Origin of the sequence: Streptomyces sediminimaris (genome assembly GCF_047049295.1) — a bacterium.
GTDB lineage: Bacteria > Actinomycetota > Actinomycetes > Streptomycetales > Streptomycetaceae > Streptomyces > Streptomyces sediminimaris.
In genome coordinates this window covers 2,131,565-2,155,113 of the sequence record NZ_JBJWOT010000001.1, presented here as the reverse complement: position 1 = coordinate 2,155,113, position 23,549 = coordinate 2,131,565, and the positions used below count along the sequence as shown (strand labels likewise).

The following is a 23,549-nucleotide window of genomic DNA, read 5'->3' as shown; positions in this document are numbered from 1 at the left end:
CGGGTCAGGCGATCGCCCCGAGCGTGTCGGCGAGGCGTCGCCCGGTCGCGCGGGCCGCGGGCAGGGCGGCCAGAGCGGCCGCGCCCAGCACCGCCGCCAGCCCGAAAAGCACCAGCGAAACCGGCGACGGACCCTGCGCGATGCCCGCTCCGATGCCGTTCGATCTGCCCTGGGCGTCGATCAGCCAGTGCGCGAGGGGCGTGCCCAGGGCCGTGCCGACGAGGACGGCGGCCAGGGCGGTGCAGCCGGTGGCCGTGATGGTGATCCCGCCGATCTGGCGCGGGGAGAGGCCGATGGCCTTCAGGGCGAGCAGATCGCGTTCGCCCTCGCGGACGGTGCCGCCGATCGCCGTGAGCAGTTCGATGAGCCCGATGAGGGCGAGGACCACGATCAGCCCGGCGGCCACCGAGCGCAGGGGCGAGAGCCCGTCGGCCGGGTTGGTCACGGCGTGCACGTCCAGGTGCCCGTGCCCCGCGGCGGTCAGCCGGCCGGCGGCCTCCCGCGGATCGGCCCCGGGGCGCAGGCGGAGCTGGTAGAAGGTCGGGGCTAGGTGCGGGTCGTTCTCGCGGAGGGTGTCGAGAGAGGTGGTGATGACCCGGCCGGCGTTCTCCGGCTCGATGCTGCGGCCCACGATGTGCAGGATCTGCGGCTGGTCGCCGACCATCATCCGCACCCAGTCGCCGACGTGGACGCCCAGCAGGTCGAGGAGGCCCTGCCCGGCCACCGCCTCGTCGCCGTCACGGGCGGGACGGCCCTCGGCCAGGGTGTACGGGTAGGGGTTGCGGCGGGTGCCGAGGCCGCGCAGCGCGATCGTGGCCGTCTGGCCGGGGACCAGGGCGGCCACCTCGACGCCGGGGTAGGCGGCGGCCACCTGGGGGTCGCGGGCCAGCAGCGTGCGGGTCGCGCGGTCGCTGAGGCCTGTGTCCGCGTGGACGGTGAGCGCGGCCGGCAGCCCGATCTGGTCCGGCCTGCTGTGGAAGCGGTCGATGGTCGTCCAGGCGTTCATCGCCACGACGATCAGCAGCAGCGGCAGCGCCAGCCGCGCCACGGTCGCCAGCGACCTGAGCCGCCGGACGGAGGTCGTGTGCCACCCCAGCACGAGCGCGGGCGGCATCCCGAGCGCGAGCGCCCGCCGCGCCATGGCGGAGAGCCGGCCGGGGGAGACGCCCGGGGCGCCCTCTTCCGGGGCGGACCGGGAAGGCTGCGAAGGCTGAGAAGACCGGGAAGGCCGGGAAGGCCGGGAAGGCTGAGAAGACCGGGAAGGCTGCGAAGACCGGGAAGCAGGCGCTCCCGCACGCCGTGGGCCGAACAACGCCCGGCGCGCGGCCCCCACCGGCGCGCCCCGGGGCACCGGTACCGGTGGCACCCGGCCCGCGCGCCAGGCCGCGAGGCCCGTCGTGGCGCCGATGAAGAGGACGGCGCCCACGGGGATCGCGAAGAGGGCGACCGTGTGGCCGGGCAGGCCCTGCCACAGGCCGAGGGCCTCGCCGAGGCGGCCGGGGAAGTGGCTGCCCAGGGCCCGGGTGAGCGCCGCCGCGCCGACGGCGCCGAGGACGGCGTAGGCGATGTGCTGGAGGAGGAAGACGCGCACGACCTGGCCCGGTGTGAAGCCGATCGCCTTCAGGACCGAGATGTCCCTGAGGTGGCCGCGGATGCGGGTGGCGATCGCGCCGTGCACCGCGAGCCCGGCGGCGATCAGCGCGCCCAGCCCGAACAGGCCGAGCACCTGCCCGAGCAGCCGGTTGTCGCCCTGTGCCTCGGCCCGCGCCTGCTGCCACGTGGAGACCTCGCCGATGGCGCCGGCGCCCAGGGCGGTGACGGCGCGCTGCACCGCGTAGCCGGTGTCGTCGGGGTTGGTCAGGCGCAGGCCGATGACCTGGCCGTTGGGGTGGGACAGGGCGGACGGGAGTGCCCAGACGAGCCCGGGCTGCTCGCCGGGCCGGTAGCGCGGTTCGGCGCTGTCGGCGACGCCGAGGACGGTCACCGTCCGCCCCTTGCCCGGCAGGGTGAGCGTGTCGCCGGGCTCGGCCAGCAGCGCGCGGGCGAGGCGGCTCTCCAGGACCACGCCGTCGGGTGTGGCGAGGTCCAGCCAGCGGCCGGAGGTGAGCAGCGGGTGGCCCACGGAGGAGCGCTCGGGCGTGGCGCGCAGTTCGACCGAGGCGCGGGTGCCGCGGGAGGCGAGCGTGGTGGACTCGGTGGCGTAGGGGCCGGAGACGGACTCGACGCCGTCCAGGTCGGCCAGCTTGCTCGCCGGGGCGGACGCGGAGGTGTGGATCCACACGTCGTGCGCGCCGCGCTCCTGTGTGAAGATCCGCTGCCAGGGATTGGTGGCGTATCCGAACAGGGCCGTCGCCAGCAGCAGCGACAGCACGATCCCGGCGGTCGCCAGCACCAGGAACAGCGCCTCGCCGCGGTGCGTCCGCAGATCGGAGTGCGCCCAGCGCAAGGTCGCTCGCACCGCGCCTCAGCCCTTCCGGGCGTCGTCGTACACCCGCATGTCAGTCCTTGAGCTCCAGTACGCCCGATATCCCGGTCCCGCGGGCCGGCCTGCCGTCCAGTTCCGCGTCGTCGGCGATGCGCCCGTCGAAGAAGCTGATCACCCGGTCCGCGGCGCTCGCCAGCCGGGCGTCATGGGTGACCAGCACGATCGTCTGGCCACGCCGGTGGAAACGGGACAGCAGCCGCATCACCTCACGGGTGCCCTTGCTGTCCAGGCTGCCAGCGGGCTCGTCGGCCAGCAGCAGCGGCGGGTGGTTGACCAGCGCCCGGGCCAGCGCGACCCGCTGCTGCTCACCGCCGGACAGCTCGGCCGGCATGCTCCGCTCCTTGCCCGTGAGCCCCAGCTCGGCCAGCAGCTCCTCGCGCCCGGCGCGCGCCTGCCGGGGCGCCACCCCGGCGAGCAGCGCGGGCAGTTCCACGTTGTCGGCGACGGACAGGTTCGAGACCAGGTTGAAGAACTGGAAGACGATCCCGATGCGCTTCCTGCGCTCCACCGCCCAGCGGGCCTCGCTCCAGGCGTCCGTGCGTACGCCGTCCAGCCGGATGCCGCCGGCGTCCGGCCGCTGGAGCCCGCCCAGCAGGTGCAGCAACGTCGACTTGCCGGCGCCCGAGGGACCGGTGACGGCCACGAACTCGCCCTGCCGCACACAGAGGTCGACACCGCGCACGGCGTGCGCCGGCGCGCCCTCGCCGTAGTGCGTCTTGACCAGGCCCTCGGCGTGCAGCACGGGAGCGGGACTGTCGCTCACTGACGCTCCTCCAGCTCTTCCTGGCACCGCTCCAGCCAGTCCAGGTCGGCCTGGAGGTGCAGCATCGCGCCCTCGATCAGCAACTGCGCGACGCGGTTGTCCCGGTTCTCGGCGGCGGCCAGTTTCGACAGGTTGCGCATGGTGTTGAGGTACTGGCGCCGCTGTTTGTTGATGAGGGCGATCTGGTCGGCGAGTCCGGTCTGCGGGGCGAGCGCCAGCTTCATGAAGAACTCGTCCCGCACCCGTGGCTCGTCCTCGGGCTCCTCGAACCAGGCGCGCAGTGCCTCCCGCCCGGTTTCGGTGAGGTGGTAGACCTTTTTGTTGGGCCGGCTCGACTGCTCGACGTCCTCGCCCTCGATCAGCCCCTGCTTCTCGAGGCGGCCGAGGGTCACGTAGATCTGGCCGACGTTCGGCTGAGGGTACGCGGAGCCCAGCAGTTGCTCAAGGTCCTGCTTGAGCTCGTAGCCGTGCGCCGGACCGCGCGCTAGGAGAGCCAGGAGGGGCAGGCGCACTCGTCCCCTCCTCCAAGTCTGCGCAATGTGCTCCAGGCCCTAGTATCGCCCATACCTAACAGGTATACATGGCCTCTGACTCCGGGCGAAGGTGCCCGGCGCCGGTGTGCAAGGAGGAACCTATGCGGTGGATACACGCCGCCGGTAGGGGCCTCCTCGTTCTCGTCGTGGTCATGACCGGTTACGTCGCCTCCGGCGCCCGTGCCGACGAGGGCCCGACGGGCGGCCGCGGGCCTCTGACGCTGGCCACCGCCGGGGACCTCACCGACTATCTCGGCCCCCTCCTGCAGGGGTGGAATCGCACCCATCCCGGCGAGAGGGTCACCCTCGTCGAGCTGCCGGACTCCGCCGACGAGACCCACGCCCAGATGGTCACCGACCTGCGCGGGGGAGACCGCAGCCGGTTCGACGTCCTCAACATCGACGTCAGCTGGACCTCGGAGTTCGCGGCCGCCGGCTGGATCCGCCCGCTGCCCCGCGACCGCTTCCCGCTCGGCACCTTCCTGAAGCCGGTCGTCAGCACCGCGGAGTACGACGGCCGGCTGTACGCCGTCCCGTACGTCACCAACGCCGGCCTGCTCCTCTACCGCAAGGACATCCTCGCCAAGGAGGGCGTGCCGCCGCCGCGGACCTGGGCGGAGCTGGAGCGGGACGCGAAGACCATCGCGCCGAAGTACGGGCTCGACGGCTACGCGGGGCAGTTCCTGCCCTACGAGGGCCTGACGGTCAACGCCGCCGAGGCCGTCTACTCGGCGGGCGGCAGCATCCTCGGCGACGAGGGCGGACGGGTCACCGTGAACTCGGCCGCCGCCCGCAAGGGCATCGGGTTCCTCGCCCGGGGCGTGCGCGAGGGCTGGATCCCGAAGAAGGCGCTGACGTACAAGGAGGAGGAGTCCAAGCAGGCCTTCCGGGACGGCAGGCTGCTCTTCCTGCGCAACTGGCCCTACGCCTACGTCGTCTCCTCGGCCAAGGGCTCCCCGGTCGCCGGCCGGATCGGCGCCGTGCCGCTGCCCGGTCCGGACGGGCCCGGCAGGAGCGTGCTCGGCGGCTCCAACCTGGCCGTCAACACCTACGCGCGGCATCCCGACTCGGCCGCGCGACTGATCGCGTACCTCACCAGCGAGCCCGTGCAGCGCCAGGTGCTCACCCGCGGCGCGCTGCCGCCCGTGCGCGCCGCCCTGTACCGGGACCCCGGGCTGATCCGGAAGTTCCCGTACCTGCCGACCCTGCGCGAGAGCGTGCGCTCGGCCGCCCCGCGCCCCAAGAGCCCGCGCTACGGCCAGGTCAGCCTCGTGGTGCAGGCCGTGGTGCACGACGCGATGACCGGGCACGAGACGCCCGCGGCGGCCGTGCGCCGACTGGCGCGGGAACTGGCCGCCATCCCCGGCCGGTAGGCCCGGGTCTTCCGCGTCTCCATCGGCTCGCATAGTTACATGTTAGGTAACGCGGGCATCTCATCTGGTTGGAGATTGCCCTGCTAAGTCCGTATTTGCAACCTCAACCGGGCGGTAGTTTCCCGCCTTTTCATTGACACCTCCACGACACACCTACCTAACATGCATGCATGTTGAGTAAGTGCCGCTGGTGGCGGGACGCAGTGATCTACCAGGTGTACGTCCGCAGCTTCCTGGACAGCACCGGCGACGGCATCGGAGATCTGGCCGGAGTGCGGGCCGGGCTGCCGTATCTGAAGAAGCTCGGCGTGGACGGGATCTGGCTGAGCCCGTTCTACCCCTCGCCCCAGCACGACCACGGCTACGACGTGGCCGACTACTGCGACGTCGACCCGCTCTTCGGCGACCTCGCCGAGTTCGACCTGCTGGTGGCGGCCGCCCGGCGCCTGGGCGTCAAGGTGCTGCTCGACGTCGTGCCCAACCACTGCTCCAGCGAGCACCCCTGGTTCCGGGAGGCACTCGGCTCGGCCCCCGGCAGCGCCGCCCGTGCCCGCTTCCACTTCGCCGACGGGCGCGGCCCCGACGGCGCCGAGCCGCCCAACAACTGGCACTCGATGTTCGGCGGACCGGCCTGGAGCCGGGTCACCGAGCCCGACGGCCGCCCCGGCCAGTGGTACCTGCACATGTTCGCCCCCGAGCAGCCCGACTGGAACTGGCGCAACCCCGAGGTCGGCGCCGAGTTCGACCGGGTGCTGCGCTTCTGGCTGGACCGGGGCATCGACGGCTTCCGCATCGACGTCGCGGCCGGCCTGTTCAAGCACCCCGGCCTGCCCGACTCCGACGACCCCGAGGCCGACGCCCGCACCCGCGACTCCGTCAACCCGCTCGCCTGGAACCAGCCCGAGGTGCACGGCGTGTGGCGCCACTGGCGGGCGGTGTGCGAGGAGTACACGGCGCGCGACGGCCGCGAGCGGCTGCTGGTCGGCGAGGTGTCCGTGCCGAGCGCACGCGAACACGCCCGGTACGTACGGCCGGACGAGCTGCACCAGGCCTTCTTCTTCGACCTGCTCAGCGCCCCGTGGAACGCCGACGCCTTCCGCAAGGTCATCTCCGAGGCCATGCAGGACATCGCCGGCACCGGCTCCACGGTCACCTGGGTCCTCAACAACCACGACCAGGTCCGCACCGTCACCCGCTACGGCGAACCCGCCCCCGAGGGCAGCGGCCTCGGCCCCGCCCGGGCCCGCGCCGCCGCGCTGCTGATGCTGGCGCTGCCCGGGGCGGCGTACATCTACCAGGGCGAGGAGCTGGGCCTGCCCGAGGTCGTCGACCTGCCCGACGACGTGCTCACCGACCCGATCTTCCGGCGCACCGGGAACCGGGCCCGGATCCGCGACGGCTGCCGGGTGCCGCTGCCCTGGTCCGGGCAGGCCTCGCCGTTCGGCTTCACCTCCGGCGCCGAGAGCGCGCGGCCCTGGCTGCCGCAGCCCTCCTACTTCGCCGAGTACGCCACCGACCGCGCCCTCGCCGACACCCGCTCGTTCTGGCACCTGTACCGCGACGGACTCCAGCTGCGTGCCGCGCTGCCCCAGCTGGGCGAGGGCACGCTCGACTGGCTCGACACCCCGCCCGGCGTCCTCGGCTTCGTCCGCGGCGACGGCCTGGTCTGCGCCGTCAACTTCGGCACGGCGCCCACGCCCGCGCCCGTCTCCGGCACCCCGCTGCTGTCCAGCGGTCCGTGCCCGGCCGGGGTGCTGCCCGGTTCGACGGCGGCCTGGTGGCTGAGCGACCTCTGATCACCGCCGCACCCCGCGGCGCCCCCCTTGGGTTTCCACCGGCTTCTCACCCCTCGAAGGGATCAACCATGATGCGACGACGCACCACCCTGCTCGCCGGCTGCACCGCCCTCGCCCTGGCACTCGGCGCGACCGCGTGCGGCGGCGGGGACCCGGTCTCCGCCGGCGGCGGCGACAAGGCGCTCAGCGGCCAGACGGTCACGGTGGCCGGAGTGTGGTCCGGCAGCGAGCAGAAGAACTTCCAGAAGGTGCTGGACGCCTTCACCGCGAAGACCGGCGCCAAGACGCAGTTCACCTCCACCGGCGACAACGTCTCCACCGTCGTCGGCAGCAAGATCGAGGGCGGCAACGCACCCGACGTGGTGATGGTCCCGCAGGTCGGCGTGCTCCAGCAGTTCGCGCGCAAGGGCTGGCTGAAGCCGCTGTCACCGGCCACCGAGAAGTCGGTGGACGCCGGGTACGCCTCGGTCTGGAAGAAGTACGGCAGCGTCGACGGCACCCTGTACGGGCTGTACTTCAAGGCCGCCCACAAGTCGACGGTCTGGTACAGCCCCGCCGCCCTCGACCAGGCCGGCGTCAAGCCGCCGACGACGTACGACGCGATGCTGAAGGCCGGCCACACCGTCTCCGACTCCGGCCTCGCCGCCTTCTCGATCGCCGGGCAGGACGGCTGGACCCTCACCGACTGGTTCGAGAACATCTACCTCTCCCAGGCGGGACCCGAGAAGTACGACGCCCTCGCCGCCCACAAGCTGAAGTGGACCGACGCGTCGGTGGTCAGGGCGCTCGGCACCCTCGGCAAGCTCTTCAAGGACAAGCAGCTGATCGCCGGCGGGCAGAAGGAGGCCCTCAACACCGACTTCCCCGGCTCGGTGGAGAAGGTCTTCGGACCCAAGCCCGAGGCCGGCATGGTCTACGAGGGCGACTTCGTCGCCGGTGTCGCCAAGGACCAGTTCGGCAGGACGATCGGCAAGGACGCCGACTTCTTCCCCTTCCCCGCGGTCGACGGGGGCAAGGCGCCGGTGGTCAGCGGCGGCGACGCGGCCGTCGTCCTGAAGGCCGGCAAGGACTCGGCGGCCGGCATGAAGCTCCTGGAGTACCTGGCGACCCCCGAGGCCGCGGCCGTGTGGGCGAAGGCCGGCGGCTTCCTGTCGCCGAACAGGAAGCTCGACCTCGGCGCGTACGGCGACGACGTCACCCGCGCCACCGCCAAGTCCCTGGTCGCGGCCGGGGACTCGGTCCGCTTCGACATGTCCGACCAGGCGCCGGCGGCGTTCGGCGGTACCAAGGGCGCCGGCGAGTGGAAGCTGCTGCAGGACTTCCTGCGCGACCCCTCGGACCCGGCGAGGACCGCGGCGCGGCTCGAGGCCGCCGCGGCCAAGGCGTACAAGGGCTGACCTCCCATGACCGCGACTTTGGTGAAAGAGACGAGTCCGCCGGCGGCCGGGGCCGTCGAGCGGGCCCGCCGCTCGCGCCGGCGGGCCCGGATCATCGCCCTGCTGTTCGCCTTCCCGGCGCTGCTCCTGCTGGGCGCGCTCGTGGTGTACCCGGTGCTGTTCTCGATCGGCCGCAGCTTCTTCGACGCCTCCGGCAACCGCTTCGTCGGCGGCGAGAACTACACCGAGATGTTCCGCGACCCGGCGACCCTCAAGGCCGTGCGGAACACGGCCATCTGGGTGGTCGTCGCACCGGCGCTGCTGACCGGCCTGGGCCTGATCCTCGCCGTCCTGGTGGAGAAGGTCCGCTGGGCGACCGCCTTCAAGCTGCTGCTGTTCATGCCGATGGCGGTGTCGTTCCTGGCCGCGGGCATCATCTTCCGGCTCGCCTACGACCAGGACCCGCACAAGGGCGTGCTCAACGCCGCCGTGGTCGGGGTGCACGACGCCTTCGAGGGCACCTCGCACTATCCGACGGCGCGGGCCCGCGAGGGCCAGGGCCTGAAGGCGGGCCCGGACGGCTCGTACCGGACGGGCACCGCGGTCTCACCGGGGGACTCGGTGACGCTCGGACTGGTCGGGGTGGCACCGAAGGACCTGCCGGCGGGGGCCGAACCGGCCTACACGGCCGCGGGCCGCAAGGCGGCGGCCGGTGAACTGCGCGGCGTCGTCTACCTGGACTTCACCCCCGGCGGGGGCGGCCGGCAGGGCAAGGTCGACCGGCGGGAGAGCGGGCTGCCGGAGATGAAGGTCGAGGCGGTGCGGTCCGACGGGAGGACGGCCGCGAGCACGACCACCGCGGCCGACGGCTCCTTCGACTTCAAGGACCTCGGCTCCGGCTCGTACACGGTGCGGCTGCCGGCCTCGAACTTCGCCCAGCCCTACGACGGCGTCTCCTGGCTCGGGCCCGCGCTGGTCACCCCGGCGATCATCGGGGCGTACCTGTGGATCTGGACGGGCTTCGCCATGGTGCTGATCGGCGCGGGCCTCGCGACGCTGCCGCGTGACGCGCTGGAGGCGGCCCGGATGGACGGCGCCAACGAGTGGCAGATCTTCCGGCGGATCACGGTGCCGCTCCTCGCGCCCGTGCTGACGGTGGTCTTCGTGACCCTCGTGATCAACGTGATGAAGGTCTTCGACCTCGTCTACATCATCGCGCCCGGACCGGTGCAGGAGGACGCGACCGTGCTCGCCACGCAGATGTGGCTGGTGTCCTTCGGCGGCGGCAACAACCAGGGGCTGGGCAGCGCGCTCGGTGTGCTGCTCCTGCTGCTGGTCGTCCCCGCCATGGTCTTCAACGTCCGCCGTTTCCGAAGGAGTCAGCGATGAACGCGGTCAGGCGCGGCCTGGGCAACGGGCTGGTGCAGGCCTTCCTGGTCCTGATCGGCCTGGTGTGGCTGACACCGCTGGCGGGACTGTTCCTGTCCTCGCTGCGCTCCAGCCGGGACTCGGCGAGCAGCGGCTGGTGGACGGCGATCACGAGCCCCGGGCAGCTGTCCTTCGACAACTACTCGGCGCTGCTGAAGAACGCCGGGATGACGCAGGCCTTCTGGAACACGGTGCTGATCTCGGTGCCGGCGACCGTCCTGGTCGTCGTCCTCGCGGCGCTGGCCGGATACGCCTTCGCCTGGCTGGACTTCCCCGGCCGGGAGGCCGTCTTCCTGGTCGTGGTGGCGCTGCTGGTGGTGCCGGTGCAGATCGGCCTGCTGCCGGTGGCCAAACTCTTCGGCGAGCTGGGGCTGTTCGGCACCATCCCGGGCGTGGTGCTCTTCCACGTGGCCTACGGCCTGCCGTTCGCCGTCTTCCTGCTGCGCAACTACTTCGCCGAGATGCCGAAGGAGATGCTGGAGGCCGCGCGGATGGACGGCGGCAGCGAGTGGCGCATCTTCACCCGCCTGGTCCTGCCGGTGGGGCGCCCGGCGATCGCCTCCCTCGCCATCTTCCAGTTCCTCTGGGTGTGGAACGACATGCTGGTCGCCCTGCTGTTCGCCGACAGCTCCTCCCAGCCGCTGACGGTCCAGCTCCAGTCCCAGATCCGGCAGTTCGGCAGCAACATCGACGTGCTGGCGCCCGGGGCGTTCGTGTCGCTGGTGGTACCGGTGGCCGTGTTCTTCGCCTTCCAGCGGCACTTCGTGCAGGGGGTCATGGCGGGCTCGGTGAAGTGAGGGCGCGGCGAGGGGCACCGGCCCCTGGGCGGGGACCCCTCGCCGCGACCCGGCCACGAACCTCAGGGCGAAGCCGGCGGGTACAGCGACCGCGGCAGCTGCGACGCCGCCGCCGCGTCCAGCAGCCACAGGGTGCGGGAGCGCCCGCGGGCACCCGCCGCCGGCGCCTGCACCTCGCCCGCGCCCGAGAGGGCGATCGCGGCGGCCCGGGCCTTGTCCTCGCCGGCGGCGAGGAGCCAGACCTCGCGGGCGGCGCGGATCGCCGGGAGGGTCAGGGTCACCCGCGTCGGCGGCGGCTTCGGCGCGCCGTGCACCCCGACCACCGTACGGTCCGTCTCACGGACCGCCGGGAGCTCGGGGAAGAGCGAGGCCACGTGCGTGTCCGGCCCCACGCCCAGCACCAGGACGTCGAACGAGGGCACGGCGGCGTGGTTCTCCGGGCCGGCCGCGCGGGCCAGCTCCGCGGCGTAACCCTCCGCCGCCGCCTCGGCGTCCGTTCCGTACGGCCCGTCCGACGCGGGCATGGCGTGCACGCGCCCCGGGTCCAGCGGGACGGAGTCCAGCAGTGCCTCGCGGGCCTGGGTGACGTTGCGCTCGGGGTCGCCCTCCGGCAGGAAGCGCTCGTCGCCCCACCACAGGTCCAGCCGGCCCCAGTCGATCGCGTCCCGCGCCGGCGCGGCCGCCAGCGCCGCCAGCAGGCCGTTGCCGTTGCGGCCGCCCGTGAGGACCACGGACGCGTGACCCCGCGAGGCCTGCGCGTCCACGATCTTCGTGATCAGGCGGGCCGCCGCGGCCTGCGCCATCAGCTCCTTGTCGCGGTGCACGACCAGCTGCGGAGCGCTCACCGCGCCGCCGCCTTCCGCTGCGACCCGGGCGCCTGCGGGTCGGTCACCGGCGCTTGCGCCGCCGCCTGACGCGCGGGAGCTTTCGCAGCCTCCTCGACCGGGGTGTCGACGGCGGCCCGTCCCTCTCCGGAGCCGGCGGCCCGTTCCCCTCCGGGTTCGGCCCCCCGTTCCCCTTCGGGCTCGGCGATCCGCTCTCCGCCGGGCTCGGCGACCCGTTCCCCTCCGGCGCCTGCGACCCGTTCTCCTTTGGGATCGGGGTCCGTGGCGGAGGGCACCGGCGTCCCGGCCCCGTTCAGCCGCTCCACGCCGAACCGCAGCGCCGAGGCGTACGTGTCGTCCGGGTCCAGCCGGCGCAGCTCCTCCGCGATCAGCTCGGCCGTCTCGCGCCGCTTCAGCGCCACCGCACGGTCCGGCTGGCCCTGGATGGAGAGCGTGGCCAGTGAGCCGTCGGCGCGGTCCAGGACGATCCGGCCGCTGTCGGTGGCCATGCGGACCGCGGTCAGACCGGGGCCGTCGGACAGCGACCGCCTCACCGGCACGTCCAGCCGGTCCGCCAGCCACATCGCCAGCAGCTCGCAGCTCGGGTTGAACTCCTCGCCCTCCACCTCGACGGCCGCCACCTCACAGGTGACCTGGTCGAGCGCGGCGGCCAGCATCGAGCGCCAGGGCGTGATGCGGGTCCAGGACAGGTCGGTGTCGCCGGGGGTGTAGGTGCCGGCGCGGGCCGTCAGCTCCCGCACCGGCTGCTCCGCGGCGTAGGTGTCCGTGACCCGGCGCTGGGCGAGCGCGCCCAGCGGGTCGTTCGCCGGGTCGAGCGGCGCGTTCACCGGCCACCAGACCACCACCGGGGCGTCCGGCAGCAGCAGCGGCAGCACCACCGACTGGGCGTGGTCGACCACTTCCCCGTAGAGGCGGAGCACGACCGTCTCGCCCGTGCCCGCCTCCGCGCCGAGCCGCACCTCCGCGTCCAGGCGGGACGACGTGCGGTCGCGCGGGGTGCGCGAGACGCGCTTGATGACCACGAGCGTGCGCGAGGGGTGCTCGTGCGAGGCGTCGTTCGCCGCCTTCAGGGCGTCGTACGCGTTCTCCTCGTCCGTCACGATGACCAGCGTGAGCACCATGCCCACGGCCGGCGTGCCGATGGCCCGCCGGCCCTGCACCAGCGCCTTGTTGATCTTGCTGGCCGTGGTGTCCGTGAGGTCTATCTTCATGGCCGGCGCCAGCTCCGTCCCTCTCGTGCGAGCATTTCGTCCGCCTCGGCGGGACCCCAGGTGCCGGACGCGTACTGGGCGGGCCTGCCGTGCTGGTCCCAGTACTGCTCGATCGGGTCGAGGATCTTCCAGGACAGCTCGACCTCCTCGGTACGCGGGAAGAGGTTCGAGTCGCCGAGCAGCACGTCCAGGATCAGCCGCTCGTACGCCTCGGGGGAGGACTCGGTGAAGGACTCGCCGTAGGCGAAGTCCATCGACACGTCCCTGATCTCCATCGAGGTGCCCGGCACCTTGGAGCCGAAGCGGACCGTCACGCCCTCGTCCGGCTGGACGCGGATGACGATCGCGTTCTTGCCGAGCTCCTCGGTCGCCGTGTGGTCGAAGGGGGAGTGCGGCGCCCGCTGGAAGACCACCGCGATCTCGGTGACCCGGCGGCCCAGGCGCTTGCCGGTGCGCAGGTAGAACGGCACACCCGCCCATCGGCGGTTGTCGATCTCCACCTTGATGGCGGCGTAGGTGTCCGTCTTCGACTGGGCGTCGATGCCCTCCTCCTGGAGGTAGCCGACCGCCTTCTCGCCGCCCTGCCAGCCCTCCGCGTACTGCCCGCGCACGGTGTCCCGGCCCAGGTCCTTCGGTAGCCGTACGGCCCCGAGCACCTTGGTCTTCTCCGCGGCCAGCGCGTCCGCGTCGAAGGAGGCGGGCTCCTCCATCGCGGTCAGCGCCATCAGCTGCAGCAGGTGGTTCTGGATGACGTCGCGGGCGGCGCCGATGCCGTCGTAGTAGCCGGCCCGGCCGCCGATGCCGATGTCCTCGGCCATGGTGATCTGCACGTGGTCCACGAAGGACCGGTTCCAGATCGGTTCGAACATCGTGTTGGCGAAGCGCAGCGCCAGGATGTTCTGGACGGTCTCCTTGCCCAGGTAGTGGTCGATGCGGAAGACCTGGTCCGGGGCGAAGACCTCGTGGACGACCTTGTTGAGGTCCTCGGCCGACTTCAGGTCGTGGCCGAAGGGCTTCTCGATGACCGCGCGGCGCCAGGAGCCGGAGCTCTGGTCGGCCAGCCCGTGCTTCTTCAGCTGCTGGATCACCACCGGGAAGGAGCGCGGCGGCACGGACAGGTAGAAGGCGAAGTTGCCGCCCGTGCCCTGGGCCTTGTCGAGCTCGTCGATGGTGGCGCGCAGGCGCTCGAAGGCGTCGTCGTCGTCGAAGGTGCCCTGGACGAAGCGCATCCCCTGGATGAGCTGCTGCCAGACCTCCTCGCGGAACGGCGTCCGGGCGTGCTCCTTGACGGCGTCGTGGACCTCCTGCGCGAAGTCCTCGTTCTGCCACTCACGGCGGGCGAAGCCCACCAGCGAGAAGCCCGGCGGCAGCAGACCCCGGTTGGCGAGGTCGTACACGGCGGGCATGAGCTTCTTCCGGGACAGGTCGCCCGTGACGCCGAAGATGACCAGGCCCGACGGCCCCGCGATACGCGGGAGCCGTCGGTCGGCGGGGTCACGAAGCGGGTTGGCCCCGGAACCGGAGAAGGGCGGCAAAGATCAACCCTCCGAGGGGGCGAGGCGCTCCAGCTCCGCCTCGGTCGACTTGAGCAGGTCGTTCCAGGACGCCTCGAACTTCTCGACGCCCTCCTCCTCCAGGAGCTGGACCACCTCGTCGTAGGAGATCCCGATGCTCTCGAGCGCGTCCAGGTCGGCGCGGGCCTGCTCGTACGTCCCGGCGATCGTGTCGCCGGTGATCGAGCCGTGCTCCTCGGTGGCCTCCAGGGTGGCCTCCGGCATGGTGTTGACCGTGTTCGGCGCGACCAGCTCGTCGACGTACAGGGTCGGCTTGTAGGCCTTGTCCTTCACACCGGTGGAGGCCCACAGGGGACGCTGCTTGCGGGCGCCCGCCTTCTCCAGCGCCGCCCAGCGCTCGGAGCCGAAGACCTCCTCGTACGCCTGGTAGGCGAGGCGCGCGTTGGCGACGGCGGCCTTGCCGCGCAGGGCCTTGGCCTCGTCGGTGCCGAGCGCGTCGATCCGCTTGTCGATCTCGGTGTCCACGCGGGAGACGAAGAAGGACGCCACGGAGCGGATCTGCGACAGGTCCAGGCCGCGCTCCCTGGCCTTCTCCAGGCCCGAGAGGTAGGCGTCCATGACCTTGCGGTAGCGCTCCAGCGAGAAGATCAGCGTCACGTTCACGCTGATGCCGAGGCCGATCACCTCGGTGATCGCCGGCAGGCCCGCCTCGGTGGCCGGGATCTTGATGAGGGTGTTGGGCCGGTCCACCAGCCAGGCCAGCTGCTTGGCCTCGGCGACGGTCGCCTTGGTGTTGTGCGCCAGGCGCGGGTCGACCTCGATCGACACCCGGCCGTCCTGGCCGTCGGTGGCGTCGAAGACGGTACGCAGGATGTCGGCGGCGTCCCGGACGTCCGCCGTGGTGATCATGCGCACGGCCTCTTCGACGGTGACCCTGCGGGCGGCCAGGTCCGACAGCTGCCGGTCGTAGCCGTCGCCCTGCGAGATGGCCTTCTGGAAGATCGTCGGGTTGGTGGTGACGCCCACGACGTGCTGCTGGTCGATCAGCTCGGCGAGGTTGCCGGACGTGATCCGCTTGCGCGACAGGTCGTCCAGCCAGATCGCGACGCCTTCCTCGGAGAGGCGCTTCAGTGCGTCTGTCATGGAATTACATCTCCTACGTGTCGTATATGGGCGTCAGCGCTGGGCGGCGGCGAGGGATTCCCGGGCCTTGGCGGCCACGTTCTCGGCAGTGAAGCCGAACTCCCGGAAGAGGACCTTGCCGTCGGCGGAAGCACCGAAGTGCTCCAGGGAAACGATGCGACCGGCGTCCCCCACGTACCTGTGCCAGGTGAGACCGATACCCGCCTCGACCGCGACCCGCGCCTTCACGTTCGGCGGCAGGACGCTGTCCCGGTACCCCTGGTCCTGCTCCTCGAACCACTCCACGGACGGCATGGACACCACGCGCGTGGGCACCCCGTCGGCCTGCAGCTGCTCGCGCGCCTCGACGGCGACGTGCACCTCGGAACCGGTCGCGATGAGGATGACCTGCGGTGCCGCGCTCTGCCCCGCGGGCCCTTCGGCCTCGAACAGGACGTACCCGCCGCGCGCGGTGTCCTCGTTGGGCTCGTAGACCGGCACGCCCTGCCGCGTCAGCGCCAGTCCGTGCGGGGCGCCCTTGCCGTACTCCTTGGTGTACCGCCTGAGGATCTCTCGCCAGGCGATGGCGGTCTCGTTGGCGTCGGCCGGGCGGACCACGTTCAGGCCCGGGATGGCACGCAGCGAGGCCAGGTGCTCGACGGGCTGGTGCGTCGGGCCGTCCTCGCCGAGACCGATGGAGTCGTGCGTCCAGACGTACGTCACCGGCAGGTGCATCAGCGCCGACAGCCGCACGGCGTTGCGCATGTAGTCGGAGAAGACCAGGAACGTACCGCCGTAGACACGGGTGTTGCCGTGCAGGGTGATGCCGTTCATCTCCGCGGCCATGGAGTGCTCGCGGATGCCGAAGTGGAGGGTCCGCCCGTAGGGGCTCGCCTCCGGCAGCGGGTTGTCCGCCGGCAGGAACGAGCTCGTCTTGTCGATGGTGGTGTTGTTGGAGCCGGCCAGGTCGGCGGAGCCGCCCCACAGCTCGGGGATCACCGCGCCGAGGGCCTGCAGCACCTTGCCGGAGGCGGCGCGGGTGGCGACGCCCTTGCCGGGCTCGAACACCGGGACCTTCTCCTCCCAGCCGGCCGGCAGCTCGCCCTTGGCGACGCGGTCGAACTCGGCCGCGCGCTCGGCGTTGTCCTGCCGCCACAGCTGGAACGACTTCTCCCACTCGGCCTTCGCCTCGCGGCCGCGCTCCAGGGCCTGCCGGGTGTGCTTGAGGACCTCGTCGGAGACCTCGAAGCTCTTGTCGGGGTCGAAGCCCAGGACCCGCTTGGTGGCCGCGACCTCGTCGTCACCGAGCGCCGAGCCGTGGGCGGCCTCGGTGTTCTGCGCGTTCGGGGCGGGCCAGGCGATGATCGAACGCATCGCGATGAACGACGGCCGGTCCGTCACCTGCCTGGCGGCCTCGATCGCGTTGTAGAGGGCGTGCGGGTCGAGGTCGCCGTCCGGCTTCGGCGCGACGCGCTGCACGTGCCAGCCGTAGGCCTCGTAACGCTTGACGGTGTCCTCGGAGACGGCCGTCTCGGTGTCGCCCTCGATGGAGATGTGGTTGTCGTCCCACAGCAGGACGAGGTTGCCGAGCTTCTGGTGGCCGGCCATCGAGGACGCCTCGGCGGAGATGCCCTCCTGCAGACAGCCGTCACCGGCGATGCAGTAGATGTAGTGGTCGAAGGGCGACTCGCCGGCCGGCGCGTCCGGGTCGAACAGGCCGCGCTCGTACCGGGCGGCCATGGCCATGCCCACGGCGTTGGCGACACCCTGGCCCAGCGGGCCGGTCGTGGTCTCGACGCCCTTGGTGTGGCCGTACTCCGGGTGGCCGGGGGTCTTCGAGCCCCAGGTGCGGAACGCCTTCAGGTCGTCCAGCTCCAGGCCGAAGCCGGCCAGGTAGAGCTGCGTGTAGAGGGTCAGGGACGAATGGCCGGCGGACAGGACGAAGCGGTCGCGGGCGACCCAGTCCGGGTCGGCGGGGTCGTGCCGCATCACCTTCTGGAAGAGGGTGTAGGCGACGGGCGCCAGGCTCATCGCCGTACCGGGATGGCCGTTGCCGACCTTCTGTACGGCGTCGGCGGCCAGGACGCGGGCGGTGTCCACGGCCCGCTGGTCCAACTCGGTCCACTCGAGGTCTGTGGTGGTCGGCTTGGTGCTCACCCTGAGTCAGGGCTCCTCTCCACATGTCACGCATGTCGAATGCCGGCGCACTGGACGCCCACCGGCCGTTGTCGAGCCTACCCCCGTGGGAACGCGTGTTTTTTCGAGTCGTTCCAGACTGCCGGGCCCGACCGGGATCCGCCTCCCGGCTGCCCGGATCCGTGTGTCGGCCCCTGAATACGCAGCCGTTCGTCCGGCTGCTCAATCGAGCTTCGTGACCTCGGCCGAGCGCGTCCGTGCGGGCCGGTCGCGGCCCCCTCGGCCAACACGACCCGACCCCCGCGAAGGCCGGGGTATGGGCAACGTCTAAAGTGGCGTGGTACGCGCGAGCCTTTACCGGTGCTTCACACGGGAGGGGCTCGCTGGGATGTCTCTGTAGGGGTGTGCGTGACGGCCGTCGAATCCCGTCCAGCGGGTGGGGGCACCTCCCACGCCATTCAGGCTGTGGGGGAGCTCGGTGCGAGCCAGAGCCCGAGCCACCGGCCGTTCGGGGCCCGTGTCAAGGCGTTCGTGGCGCTGACCAAGCCGCGGATCATCGAGCTTCTGCTGATCACCACCGTTCCGGTGATGTTCCTCGCCCAGCAGGGCGTGCCGGACCTGAGGCTGGTCCTGCTCACCTGCCTCGGCGGCTACCTCTCCGCGGGCGGCGCCAACGCGCTCAACATGTACATCGACCGCGACATCGACGCCCTGATGGACCGCACCTCGCAGCGTCCGCTGGTCACCGGGATGGTCGGCCCGCGCGAGTGCCTCGCCTTCGGCGTCACCCTGGCGGTCGTGTCGACGCTGCTGTTCGGGTTGACCGTCAACTGGCTGTCCGCCTGGCTCTCGCTCGGCGCGCTCCTCTTCTACGTCGTCGTCTACACGATGATCCTCAAGCGCCGCACCTCGCAGAACATCGTGTGGGGCGGCATCGCCGGCTGCATGCCGGTGCTCATCGGCTGGTCGGCCGTCACCGACTCGATGTCGTGGGCTCCGGTCATCCTCTTCCTCGTCATGTTCTTCTGGACCCCGCCGCACTACTGGCCGCTGTCCATGAAGGTCAAGGAGGACTACGCGCGCGTGGGCGTGCCGATGCTCCCGGTCATCGCCTCCAACAAGGTCGTCGCCAAGCAGATCGTCATCTACAGCTGGGTGATGGTCGCCGTCTCCCTGCTCCTGACGCCCCTCGGCTACACCGGCTGGTTCTACACCGCGGTCGCGCTCGCGGCCGGCGGCTGGTGGCTGTGGGAGGCACACGCGCTGCAGAACCGCGCGAAGTCGGAGGTGACGGGCGGGAAGCTGAAGGAGATGCGCCTGTTCCACTGGTCCATCACCTATGTCTCGCTGCTGTTCGTGGCGGTCGCGGTGGACCCCTTCCTGCGCTGAGCGCCGCTCGCGCGACGGTGACGTCCGACGGGCGGGGTGCGTGGCCAAGGCCACGCACCCCGCCCGTCGCCGTCGCACCTACCCGTCGGTAGCATCCTGGCCATGGCAGAGACTGAGCAGGTTGACCCGAAGGCCGGGCGCACGGTGGCGCGCCTCGCCCGGCAGATCAGCGCCTTCGCCCAGGCGCACGGCGGGGCCGAGGGCCAGGTGTCCTACATCGGCGAGCGCGGGGCGCGCATCGTCCTCGTCGGCGAGGACGGCGGCTGGGGCGACCTGGTGGCGCCCTCGCCGGAGCTGGCCCGGAAGGCCGTGGAGAAGGCGGGCATCACGGAGCACGAGGCCTTCGACGGCGAGTTCGCGGCCAAGGTGCGGACCGGGCCGTACGAGTGGACGCGCATGGCCGGGATCCAGCTGGGCGGTCCGAGCAACACCTGACGCCGGTTCACCCGTTAGGACCTGTGAGAGCACAGGTCCGCCGAACGGGGAGCCCGGATGATCGAAACGCCGTCCCTCGTGGACCAGTACTGCCACGGCGTACTGAGGACGGAGCTGGGCCTCGGCACCTTCGAGGCCCAGCTGGCCCGCACCGAGGGCCCGCCCGCGCCCGGCACCACCCTCTTCGACACCCAGACCGGTTTCGCCGTACGGCGCTGGTGCCCGCCGCTGCTCGGCCTGGAGCCGCACTGCCCGCCCGCCCGCTATCTCGCCCGGCGCCGCGAACTCGGCGTGCCGGAGGCGGACCGCAGGCTGCTGCGGGGCAGCGGCATCACCACGTACCTGGTCGACACCGGGCTGCAGGGCGATCTGACCGGCCCCCGTGAGATGGCCTCCTCGGGGGACGCGGAGGCCCGCGAGATCGTCCGTCTGGAACTGCTCGCGGAACAGGTCGCCGACACCTCGGGCACCGTCGAGTCCTTCCTCGCCAACCTCGCCGAGTCGGTGCACGGCGCCGCCGCGAGCGCGGTGGCCTTCACCTCCGTCGCGGGCGTGCGCCACGGCCTGGCGCTCGCGCCCGAACCGCCCGGCCCGGGCGAGGTGCGCGGCGCCGCGGCCCGCTGGCTGGGCGGCCGCACCGTGGGCGGCGAACTGGCCGATCCCGTGCTGCTGCGGCACCTGCTGTGGATCGCGGTCGCCTCCGGCCTGCCGCTCCAGCTCCACGCGGGCCTCGGCCAGCCGGGCGGGCGCATCGACCGTACGGACCCGGTCCTGCTGACCGACTTCGTCCGCGCGACCGCGGGCCTGGGCACCGACCTGATCCTGCTGCACGGCTACCCGTACCACCGCCACGCCGCCCACCTCGCCGGCGTCTTCCCGCATGTCTACGCCGACTCGGGCGCCGCGCTCGTCCGCACCGGCGCCCGCGCGGCGACGGTCCTCGCGGAGATCCTCGAACTGGCCCCCTTCGGCAAGATCCTCTTCTCCAGCGGCGCCCACGGCCTGCCGGAACTCCACGTGGTGGGCGCCCGCCTCTTCCGCGAGGCCCTCGGCCGCGTCCTGGGCGGCTGGGTCGCCGAGGGGGCGTGGTCGCCGGCCGACGCGCAGCGGGTGGCGGGGATGGTCGCGGCGGGCAACGCGCGCAGGGTGTACGGGCTGGAGTGAGAGCCGCGCTCCACTCCGGGAGCCGGCGCTTCACCCTGGGAGCCGGTGCTTCACCCCGGGAGCCGGCGCTTCACCCCGGGAGCCGGTGCTTCCCCCCCCGGGCGCGGCTCCGGCCCGCTCGGGCAGGAGGGCCCGTGGCTCACTCGGGCAGCGGGCCGGGGCGGCGGTTCAGACCCCGGCGCCGACCGCCGAACCCGACTGCGCGGGCCCCGGGATCTCCAGTGCGGACTCCGGCCGTTCCCGCAGCGTCAGCAGTACCCGCAGCACCCAGATCCAGATCAGGGCCGAGCCGAGCATGTGCAGGCCGACGAGGATCTCGGGCAGGTGCGTGAAGTACTGGACGTAGCCGATGACGCCCTGCGCCAGCAGGATCAGGAACAGCTCGCGGGTGCGGGCCAGGGGGCTCCTGGGGGCGTCGACCGCCTTCAGGATGAACCACAGGGCGAAGGTCAGCGTGACCACGATCCAGGCGAGCACGGCGTGCAGCTTGGCGACCGTCTCCCAGTCGATCGGGATCCGCTCGACCTCCTTGGAGTCACCCGCGTGCGGGCCCGCGCCGGTCACCACCGTGCCGACCGCGATCAGCAGGACCGAGGCGAGCACCAGGAACCACACCAGCTGCCGGACCGGCTTGCCGACCAGCGGACGGGGGGCGCCGTCGCCCTCACGGGTGCGCTGCCACATGAGCGTCGCGACCGCGATCAGGGCCGAGGAGAGCAGGAAGTGCGCCGCGACCGTGTAGGGGTTCAGGCCGACCAGCACCACGATGCCGCCCAGGATCGCGTTGCCCATCACGATCCAGAACTGGGCCCAGCCGAGGCGGGTCAGGCCGCGCCGGTACGGCTTCTGGGAGCGGGCCGCGATGATCGCCCAGCCGACGGCCGCGCACAGCACGTAGGTCAGCATGCGGTTGCCGAACTCGATGGCTCCGTGGAAGCCCATCGCGCTGGTGGTCGTGAGCGAGTTGTCGGTGCACGTCGGCCAGGTCGGGCAGCCGAGCCCCGAGCCGGTCAGCCGCACCGCGCCACCGGTGACCACGATGATCACCGCCATGACGAGCGCGGAAAGGGCCGACCGCCGGACCGTCCCGGGTGCGGGGGTCCAGCGTCCGGCAATGAAGGAGAGCGGGTTGCGCAGCGCCGCCAGGGCGTCGGCGCGGGTCACGTTCGGCACGCCCACCATGGTAGGCGCCCGCTTGTGCACGCGTTCACGAGGGTCCATGACACCCCTACTCCCAGCGGAAGAACTTCCCTGCCGCCGCCAGCCCCACGACGGCCCACACGGCCAGGATCCCCAGGTCGCCCCACGGCATGCCGGCCCCGTGCCGGAGCACCTCCCGCAGGCCGTCGGACAGCGCCGAGATGGGCAGCAGGCCGAGCACGTCCTGGGCGCCCTGCGGGAACTTGTCCAGGGGCACGATCACACCGCCGCCCACGAGCAGCAGCAGGAAGACCAGGTTCGCGGCGGCCAGGGTCGCCTCGGCCTTGAGGGTGCCGGCCATCAGCAGGCCGAGGCCCGAGAAGGCCGCCGTGCCCAGGACCAGCAGGAGCAGGACGGCTCCGGGGTCGCCGTGCGGCGACCAGCCCAGCGCGAAGGCGATCACCGTCAGCAGGATCACCTGCATGACCTCGGTGACCAGCACCGACGCCGTCTTCGCGGTCATCAGGCCCCAGCGCGGCAGCGGGGAGGAGGCCAGGCGCTTCAGGACGCCGTAGCGGCGTTCGAAACCGGTGGCGATGGCCTGGCCGGTGAACGCCGTGGACATCACCGCGAGCGCCAGGATGCCGGGGGTGAGGAAGTCGACGGAGCTGCCCGCCCCGGTGTCCACGATGTCGACCGAGCTGAACAGGACCAGCAGCAGCGTCGGGATCACGACCGTCAGCAGCAACTGCTCGCCGTTGCGCAGCAGCATCTTCGTCTCGAGCGCCGCCTGCGCCGCCAGCATGCGGGTCAGGGGCGCCGCACCGGGCTTCGGCGCGTACGTACCGGTGGCCGTCGTCACGAGCGGAGCTCCTTGCCCGTCAGTTCGAGGAAGACGTCTTCGAGGGTGTGCCGCTCGACCGAGATCTTGTCCGGCATCACCCCGTGCTGCGCGCACCAGGACGCCACCGTCGCGAGCAGCTGCGGGTCGACCTTGCCGTTCACCCGGTACGAGCCCGGCGTCAGCTCCGCCGCCGAGCAGTCGGCGGGCAGCGCCTTGAGCAGGGAGCCGACGTCCAGGCCCGGGCGGCCGACGAAGCGCAGCGTGTTCTCGGCACCGCCGCGGCACAGGTCCTCGGGCGAGCCCTGGGCGATGACCCGGCCGGCGTCGATGATCGCGACGTCGTCGGCGAGCTGCTCGGCCTCGTCCATGTAGTGCGTGGTGAGGATCACCGACACGCCGTCGGCGCGCAGATCCCCGACCAGGTCCCAGGTCGCGCGGCGGGCCTGCGGGTCGAGGCCGGAGGTGGGCTCGTCCAGGAACACCAGCTCCGGGCGGCCGACGACGGCCATGGCGAGGGCCAGGCGCTGCTGCTGGCCGCCGGAGAGGCGGCGGTAGGCCGTACGGCCGCAGGAGCCGAGCCCCAGCCGCTCGATCAGGGCGTCGACGTCGAGGGGGTTCGCGTGCAGCTTCGCCACGTGCCGCAGCATCTCGTCGGCCCGCGCTCCGGAGTAGACGCCGCCGGACTGCAGCATCACGCCGATGCGGGGGTGCAGCTCACGGGCCTGGCGCACCGGGTCGAGGCCGAGCACGCGCACCGCGCCGGAGTCGGGTCTGCGGTACCCCTCGCAGGTCTCCACGGTGGTCGTCTTGCCCGCGCCGTTCGGGCCGAGTACGGCGGTCACGCCGGCCTGGGCCACCAGGTCGAGGCCGTCCACGGCGGTCTTCGCGCCGTACCGCTTCACCAGGGCCTGGACCTGGACCACGGGCTCACTTCGCATGGGCCCGAGTCTAGGTACGGCGTTCCGGGCCGCGTCGGGCGGGTGCAAGATCTCCACCGGACGGCGCGAATCGGCGGCCGGCGGCCCGCGGTCACCTGTTCGGCCGCACCGCCGCGAGACGGTGTGGCGGCTGTGCCCGGCGTGGCAAGAGCGCCGGTCGGAGGGGGTGCGCGCCGGCCCGGGCAGCCGCCCGCGGGCGCCGCCGCAAGGGCCGCGCACCGATCGGCGGAGACCGTTTCCGCAGGTGGGATTAGGTATAC

General features: G+C 72.2%; 19 protein-coding genes. 8 read left to right on the top strand and 11 right to left on the bottom strand.

The features are described 5' to 3' along the window. Positions 1 to 4: 4 nt before the first annotated feature. From ACJ9NR_RS10190 to ACJ9NR_RS10180, 3 genes are read right to left on the bottom strand one after another with little or no spacing between them, the layout of a single operon-like run. On the bottom strand, positions 5 to 2,458 hold the full coding sequence (locus ACJ9NR_RS10190) for an ABC transporter permease (RefSeq protein WP_412487193.1): 2,454 nt from the start codon (positions 2,456 to 2,458) through the stop codon (positions 5 to 7). 40 nt (positions 2,459 to 2,498) lie between these two features. Then, the gene (locus ACJ9NR_RS10185) at positions 2,499 to 3,248 is read right to left on the bottom strand and encodes an ABC transporter ATP-binding protein (protein ID WP_412487192.1); all 750 of its coding nucleotides are present in this window, start codon (positions 3,246 to 3,248) and stop codon (positions 2,499 to 2,501) included. Further along, positions 3,245 to 3,760, bottom strand: a complete 516-nt coding sequence (locus tag ACJ9NR_RS10180) for a PadR family transcriptional regulator (RefSeq protein ID WP_412487191.1) — start codon at positions 3,758 to 3,760, stop codon at positions 3,245 to 3,247. Before ACJ9NR_RS10180 ends, ACJ9NR_RS10185 begins: the two co-directional genes overlap by 4 nt. A 122-nt stretch (positions 3,761 to 3,882) precedes the next feature. Here ACJ9NR_RS10180 and ACJ9NR_RS10175 point away from each other — a divergent pair, with 122 nt between their 5' ends. From ACJ9NR_RS10175 to ACJ9NR_RS10155, 5 genes are all read left to right on the top strand, one after another. Next, on the top strand, positions 3,883 to 5,154 hold the full coding sequence (locus ACJ9NR_RS10175) for an ABC transporter substrate-binding protein (protein WP_412487190.1): 1,272 nt from the start codon (positions 3,883 to 3,885) through the stop codon (positions 5,152 to 5,154). A 170-nt stretch (positions 5,155 to 5,324) separates the two neighbouring features. Next, entirely contained in the window at positions 5,325 to 6,950 is a 1,626-nt protein-coding gene (locus ACJ9NR_RS10170; RefSeq protein WP_412487189.1) for a glycoside hydrolase family 13 protein, read from the top strand. A gap of 68 nt (positions 6,951 to 7,018) precedes the next feature. Beyond that, positions 7,019 to 8,347: an ABC transporter substrate-binding protein gene (locus tag ACJ9NR_RS10165; protein WP_412487188.1), complete on the top strand. Its 1,329-nt coding sequence runs from the start codon at positions 7,019 to 7,021 to the stop codon at positions 8,345 to 8,347. A 6-nt stretch (positions 8,348 to 8,353) separates the two neighbouring features. Continuing rightward, complete coding sequence (locus tag ACJ9NR_RS10160; protein ID WP_412487187.1) at positions 8,354 to 9,715, top strand: carbohydrate ABC transporter permease; 1,362 nt, start codon at positions 8,354 to 8,356, stop codon at positions 9,713 to 9,715. Beyond that, the gene (locus ACJ9NR_RS10155; protein WP_412487186.1) at positions 9,712 to 10,551 is read left to right on the top strand and encodes a carbohydrate ABC transporter permease; all 840 of its coding nucleotides are present in this window, start codon (positions 9,712 to 9,714) and stop codon (positions 10,549 to 10,551) included. Before ACJ9NR_RS10160 ends, ACJ9NR_RS10155 begins: the two co-directional genes overlap by 4 nt. 62 nt (positions 10,552 to 10,613) lie before the next feature. On the opposite strand, the gene pgl is transcribed toward ACJ9NR_RS10155, so the two are convergent. From pgl to tkt, 5 genes are read right to left on the bottom strand one after another with little or no spacing between them, the layout of a single operon-like run. Next, positions 10,614 to 11,396: a 6-phosphogluconolactonase gene (gene pgl, locus ACJ9NR_RS10150; protein ID WP_412487185.1), complete on the bottom strand. Its 783-nt coding sequence runs from the start codon at positions 11,394 to 11,396 to the stop codon at positions 10,614 to 10,616. Further along, entirely contained in the window at positions 11,393 to 12,607 is a 1,215-nt protein-coding gene (opcA, locus tag ACJ9NR_RS10145; protein ID WP_412487184.1) for a glucose-6-phosphate dehydrogenase assembly protein OpcA, read from the bottom strand. The genes pgl and opcA overlap by 4 nt, the downstream gene beginning before the upstream one ends. Next, the gene (gene zwf / locus ACJ9NR_RS10140) at positions 12,604 to 14,142 is read right to left on the bottom strand and encodes a glucose-6-phosphate dehydrogenase (RefSeq protein ID WP_412487183.1); all 1,539 of its coding nucleotides are present in this window, start codon (positions 14,140 to 14,142) and stop codon (positions 12,604 to 12,606) included. The genes opcA and zwf overlap by 4 nt, the downstream gene beginning before the upstream one ends. A gap of 3 nt (positions 14,143 to 14,145) precedes the next feature. Further along, positions 14,146 to 15,264, bottom strand: a complete 1,119-nt coding sequence (gene tal / locus ACJ9NR_RS10135; RefSeq protein WP_412487182.1) for a transaldolase — start codon at positions 15,262 to 15,264, stop codon at positions 14,146 to 14,148. Positions 15,265 to 15,297: 33 nt separating this feature from the next. Then, a complete protein-coding gene (tkt, locus tag ACJ9NR_RS10130) occupies positions 15,298 to 17,400 on the bottom strand; it encodes a transketolase (protein ID WP_412487181.1) in 2,103 nt (700 codons plus the stop codon). Between the two features lie 381 nt (positions 17,401 to 17,781). On the opposite strand from tkt, the gene ACJ9NR_RS10125 reads away from it, so the two are divergent. The 3 genes from ACJ9NR_RS10125 (at position 17,782) to ACJ9NR_RS10115 (ending at position 20,367) form a co-directional block, all read left to right on the top strand. After that, positions 17,782 to 18,768 (top strand): heme o synthase, encoded by a 987-nt coding sequence (locus ACJ9NR_RS10125; RefSeq protein ID WP_412487180.1) that lies wholly within the window; start codon positions 17,782 to 17,784, stop codon positions 18,766 to 18,768. 102 nt (positions 18,769 to 18,870) lie between these two features. Beyond that, complete coding sequence (locus ACJ9NR_RS10120) at positions 18,871 to 19,203, top strand: hypothetical protein (protein ID WP_412487179.1); 333 nt, start codon at positions 18,871 to 18,873, stop codon at positions 19,201 to 19,203. Between the two features lie 57 nt (positions 19,204 to 19,260). Further along, positions 19,261 to 20,367 carry an amidohydrolase family protein gene (locus ACJ9NR_RS10115; protein WP_412487178.1) on the top strand — a complete coding sequence of 369 codons (1,107 nt, stop codon included), beginning with the start codon at positions 19,261 to 19,263 and terminating at the stop codon, positions 20,365 to 20,367. A gap of 168 nt (positions 20,368 to 20,535) precedes the next feature. On the opposite strand, the gene ACJ9NR_RS10110 is transcribed toward ACJ9NR_RS10115, so the two are convergent. The 3 genes from ACJ9NR_RS10110 to ACJ9NR_RS10100 are packed head-to-tail and all read right to left on the bottom strand — an operon-like array spanning position 20,536 to position 23,289. Continuing rightward, entirely contained in the window at positions 20,536 to 21,549 is a 1,014-nt protein-coding gene (locus ACJ9NR_RS10110) for a COX15/CtaA family protein (RefSeq protein WP_412488794.1), read from the bottom strand. A gap of 46 nt (positions 21,550 to 21,595) precedes the next feature. Further along, positions 21,596 to 22,312, bottom strand: coding sequence for an ABC transporter permease (locus ACJ9NR_RS10105; protein WP_412488793.1), 717 nt, complete (start codon positions 22,310 to 22,312; stop codon positions 21,596 to 21,598). A gap of 53 nt (positions 22,313 to 22,365) precedes the next feature. Further along, entirely contained in the window at positions 22,366 to 23,289 is a 924-nt protein-coding gene (locus tag ACJ9NR_RS10100) for an ABC transporter ATP-binding protein (RefSeq protein WP_412487177.1), read from the bottom strand. Positions 23,290 to 23,549 lie beyond the last annotated feature (260 nt).

Bases quoted from the DNA above. Each gene is read 5' to 3' on its own strand.
- ACJ9NR_RS10120 (WP_412487179.1), top strand. From the start codon at position 18,871: ATGGCAGAGACTGAGCAGGTTGACCCGAAGGCCGGGCGCACGGTGGCG.
- ACJ9NR_RS10165 (WP_412487188.1), top strand. From the start codon at position 7,019: ATGATGCGACGACGCACCACCCTGCTCGCCGGCTGCACCGCCCTCGCC.
- ACJ9NR_RS10100 (WP_412487177.1), bottom strand. From the start codon at position 23,289: ATGCGAAGTGAGCCCGTGGTCCAGGTCCAGGCCCTGGTGAAGCGGTAC.
- ACJ9NR_RS10160 (WP_412487187.1), top strand. From the start codon at position 8,354: ATGACCGCGACTTTGGTGAAAGAGACGAGTCCGCCGGCGGCCGGGGCC.
- ACJ9NR_RS10110 (WP_412488794.1), bottom strand. From the start codon at position 21,549: ATGGTGGGCGTGCCGAACGTGACCCGCGCCGACGCCCTGGCGGCGCTG.
- ACJ9NR_RS10105 (WP_412488793.1), bottom strand. From the start codon at position 22,312: ATGCTGGCGGCGCAGGCGGCGCTCGAGACGAAGATGCTGCTGCGCAAC.
- opcA (WP_412487184.1), bottom strand. From the start codon at position 12,607: ATGAAGATAGACCTCACGGACACCACGGCCAGCAAGATCAACAAGGCG.
- ACJ9NR_RS10115 (WP_412487178.1), top strand. From the start codon at position 19,261: ATGATCGAAACGCCGTCCCTCGTGGACCAGTACTGCCACGGCGTACTG.
- ACJ9NR_RS10170 (WP_412487189.1), top strand. From the start codon at position 5,325: ATGTTGAGTAAGTGCCGCTGGTGGCGGGACGCAGTGATCTACCAGGTG.
- ACJ9NR_RS10155 (WP_412487186.1), top strand. From the start codon at position 9,712: ATGAACGCGGTCAGGCGCGGCCTGGGCAACGGGCTGGTGCAGGCCTTC.
- tal (WP_412487182.1), bottom strand. From the start codon at position 15,264: ATGACAGACGCACTGAAGCGCCTCTCCGAGGAAGGCGTCGCGATCTGG.
- ACJ9NR_RS10175 (WP_412487190.1), top strand. From the start codon at position 3,883: ATGCGGTGGATACACGCCGCCGGTAGGGGCCTCCTCGTTCTCGTCGTG.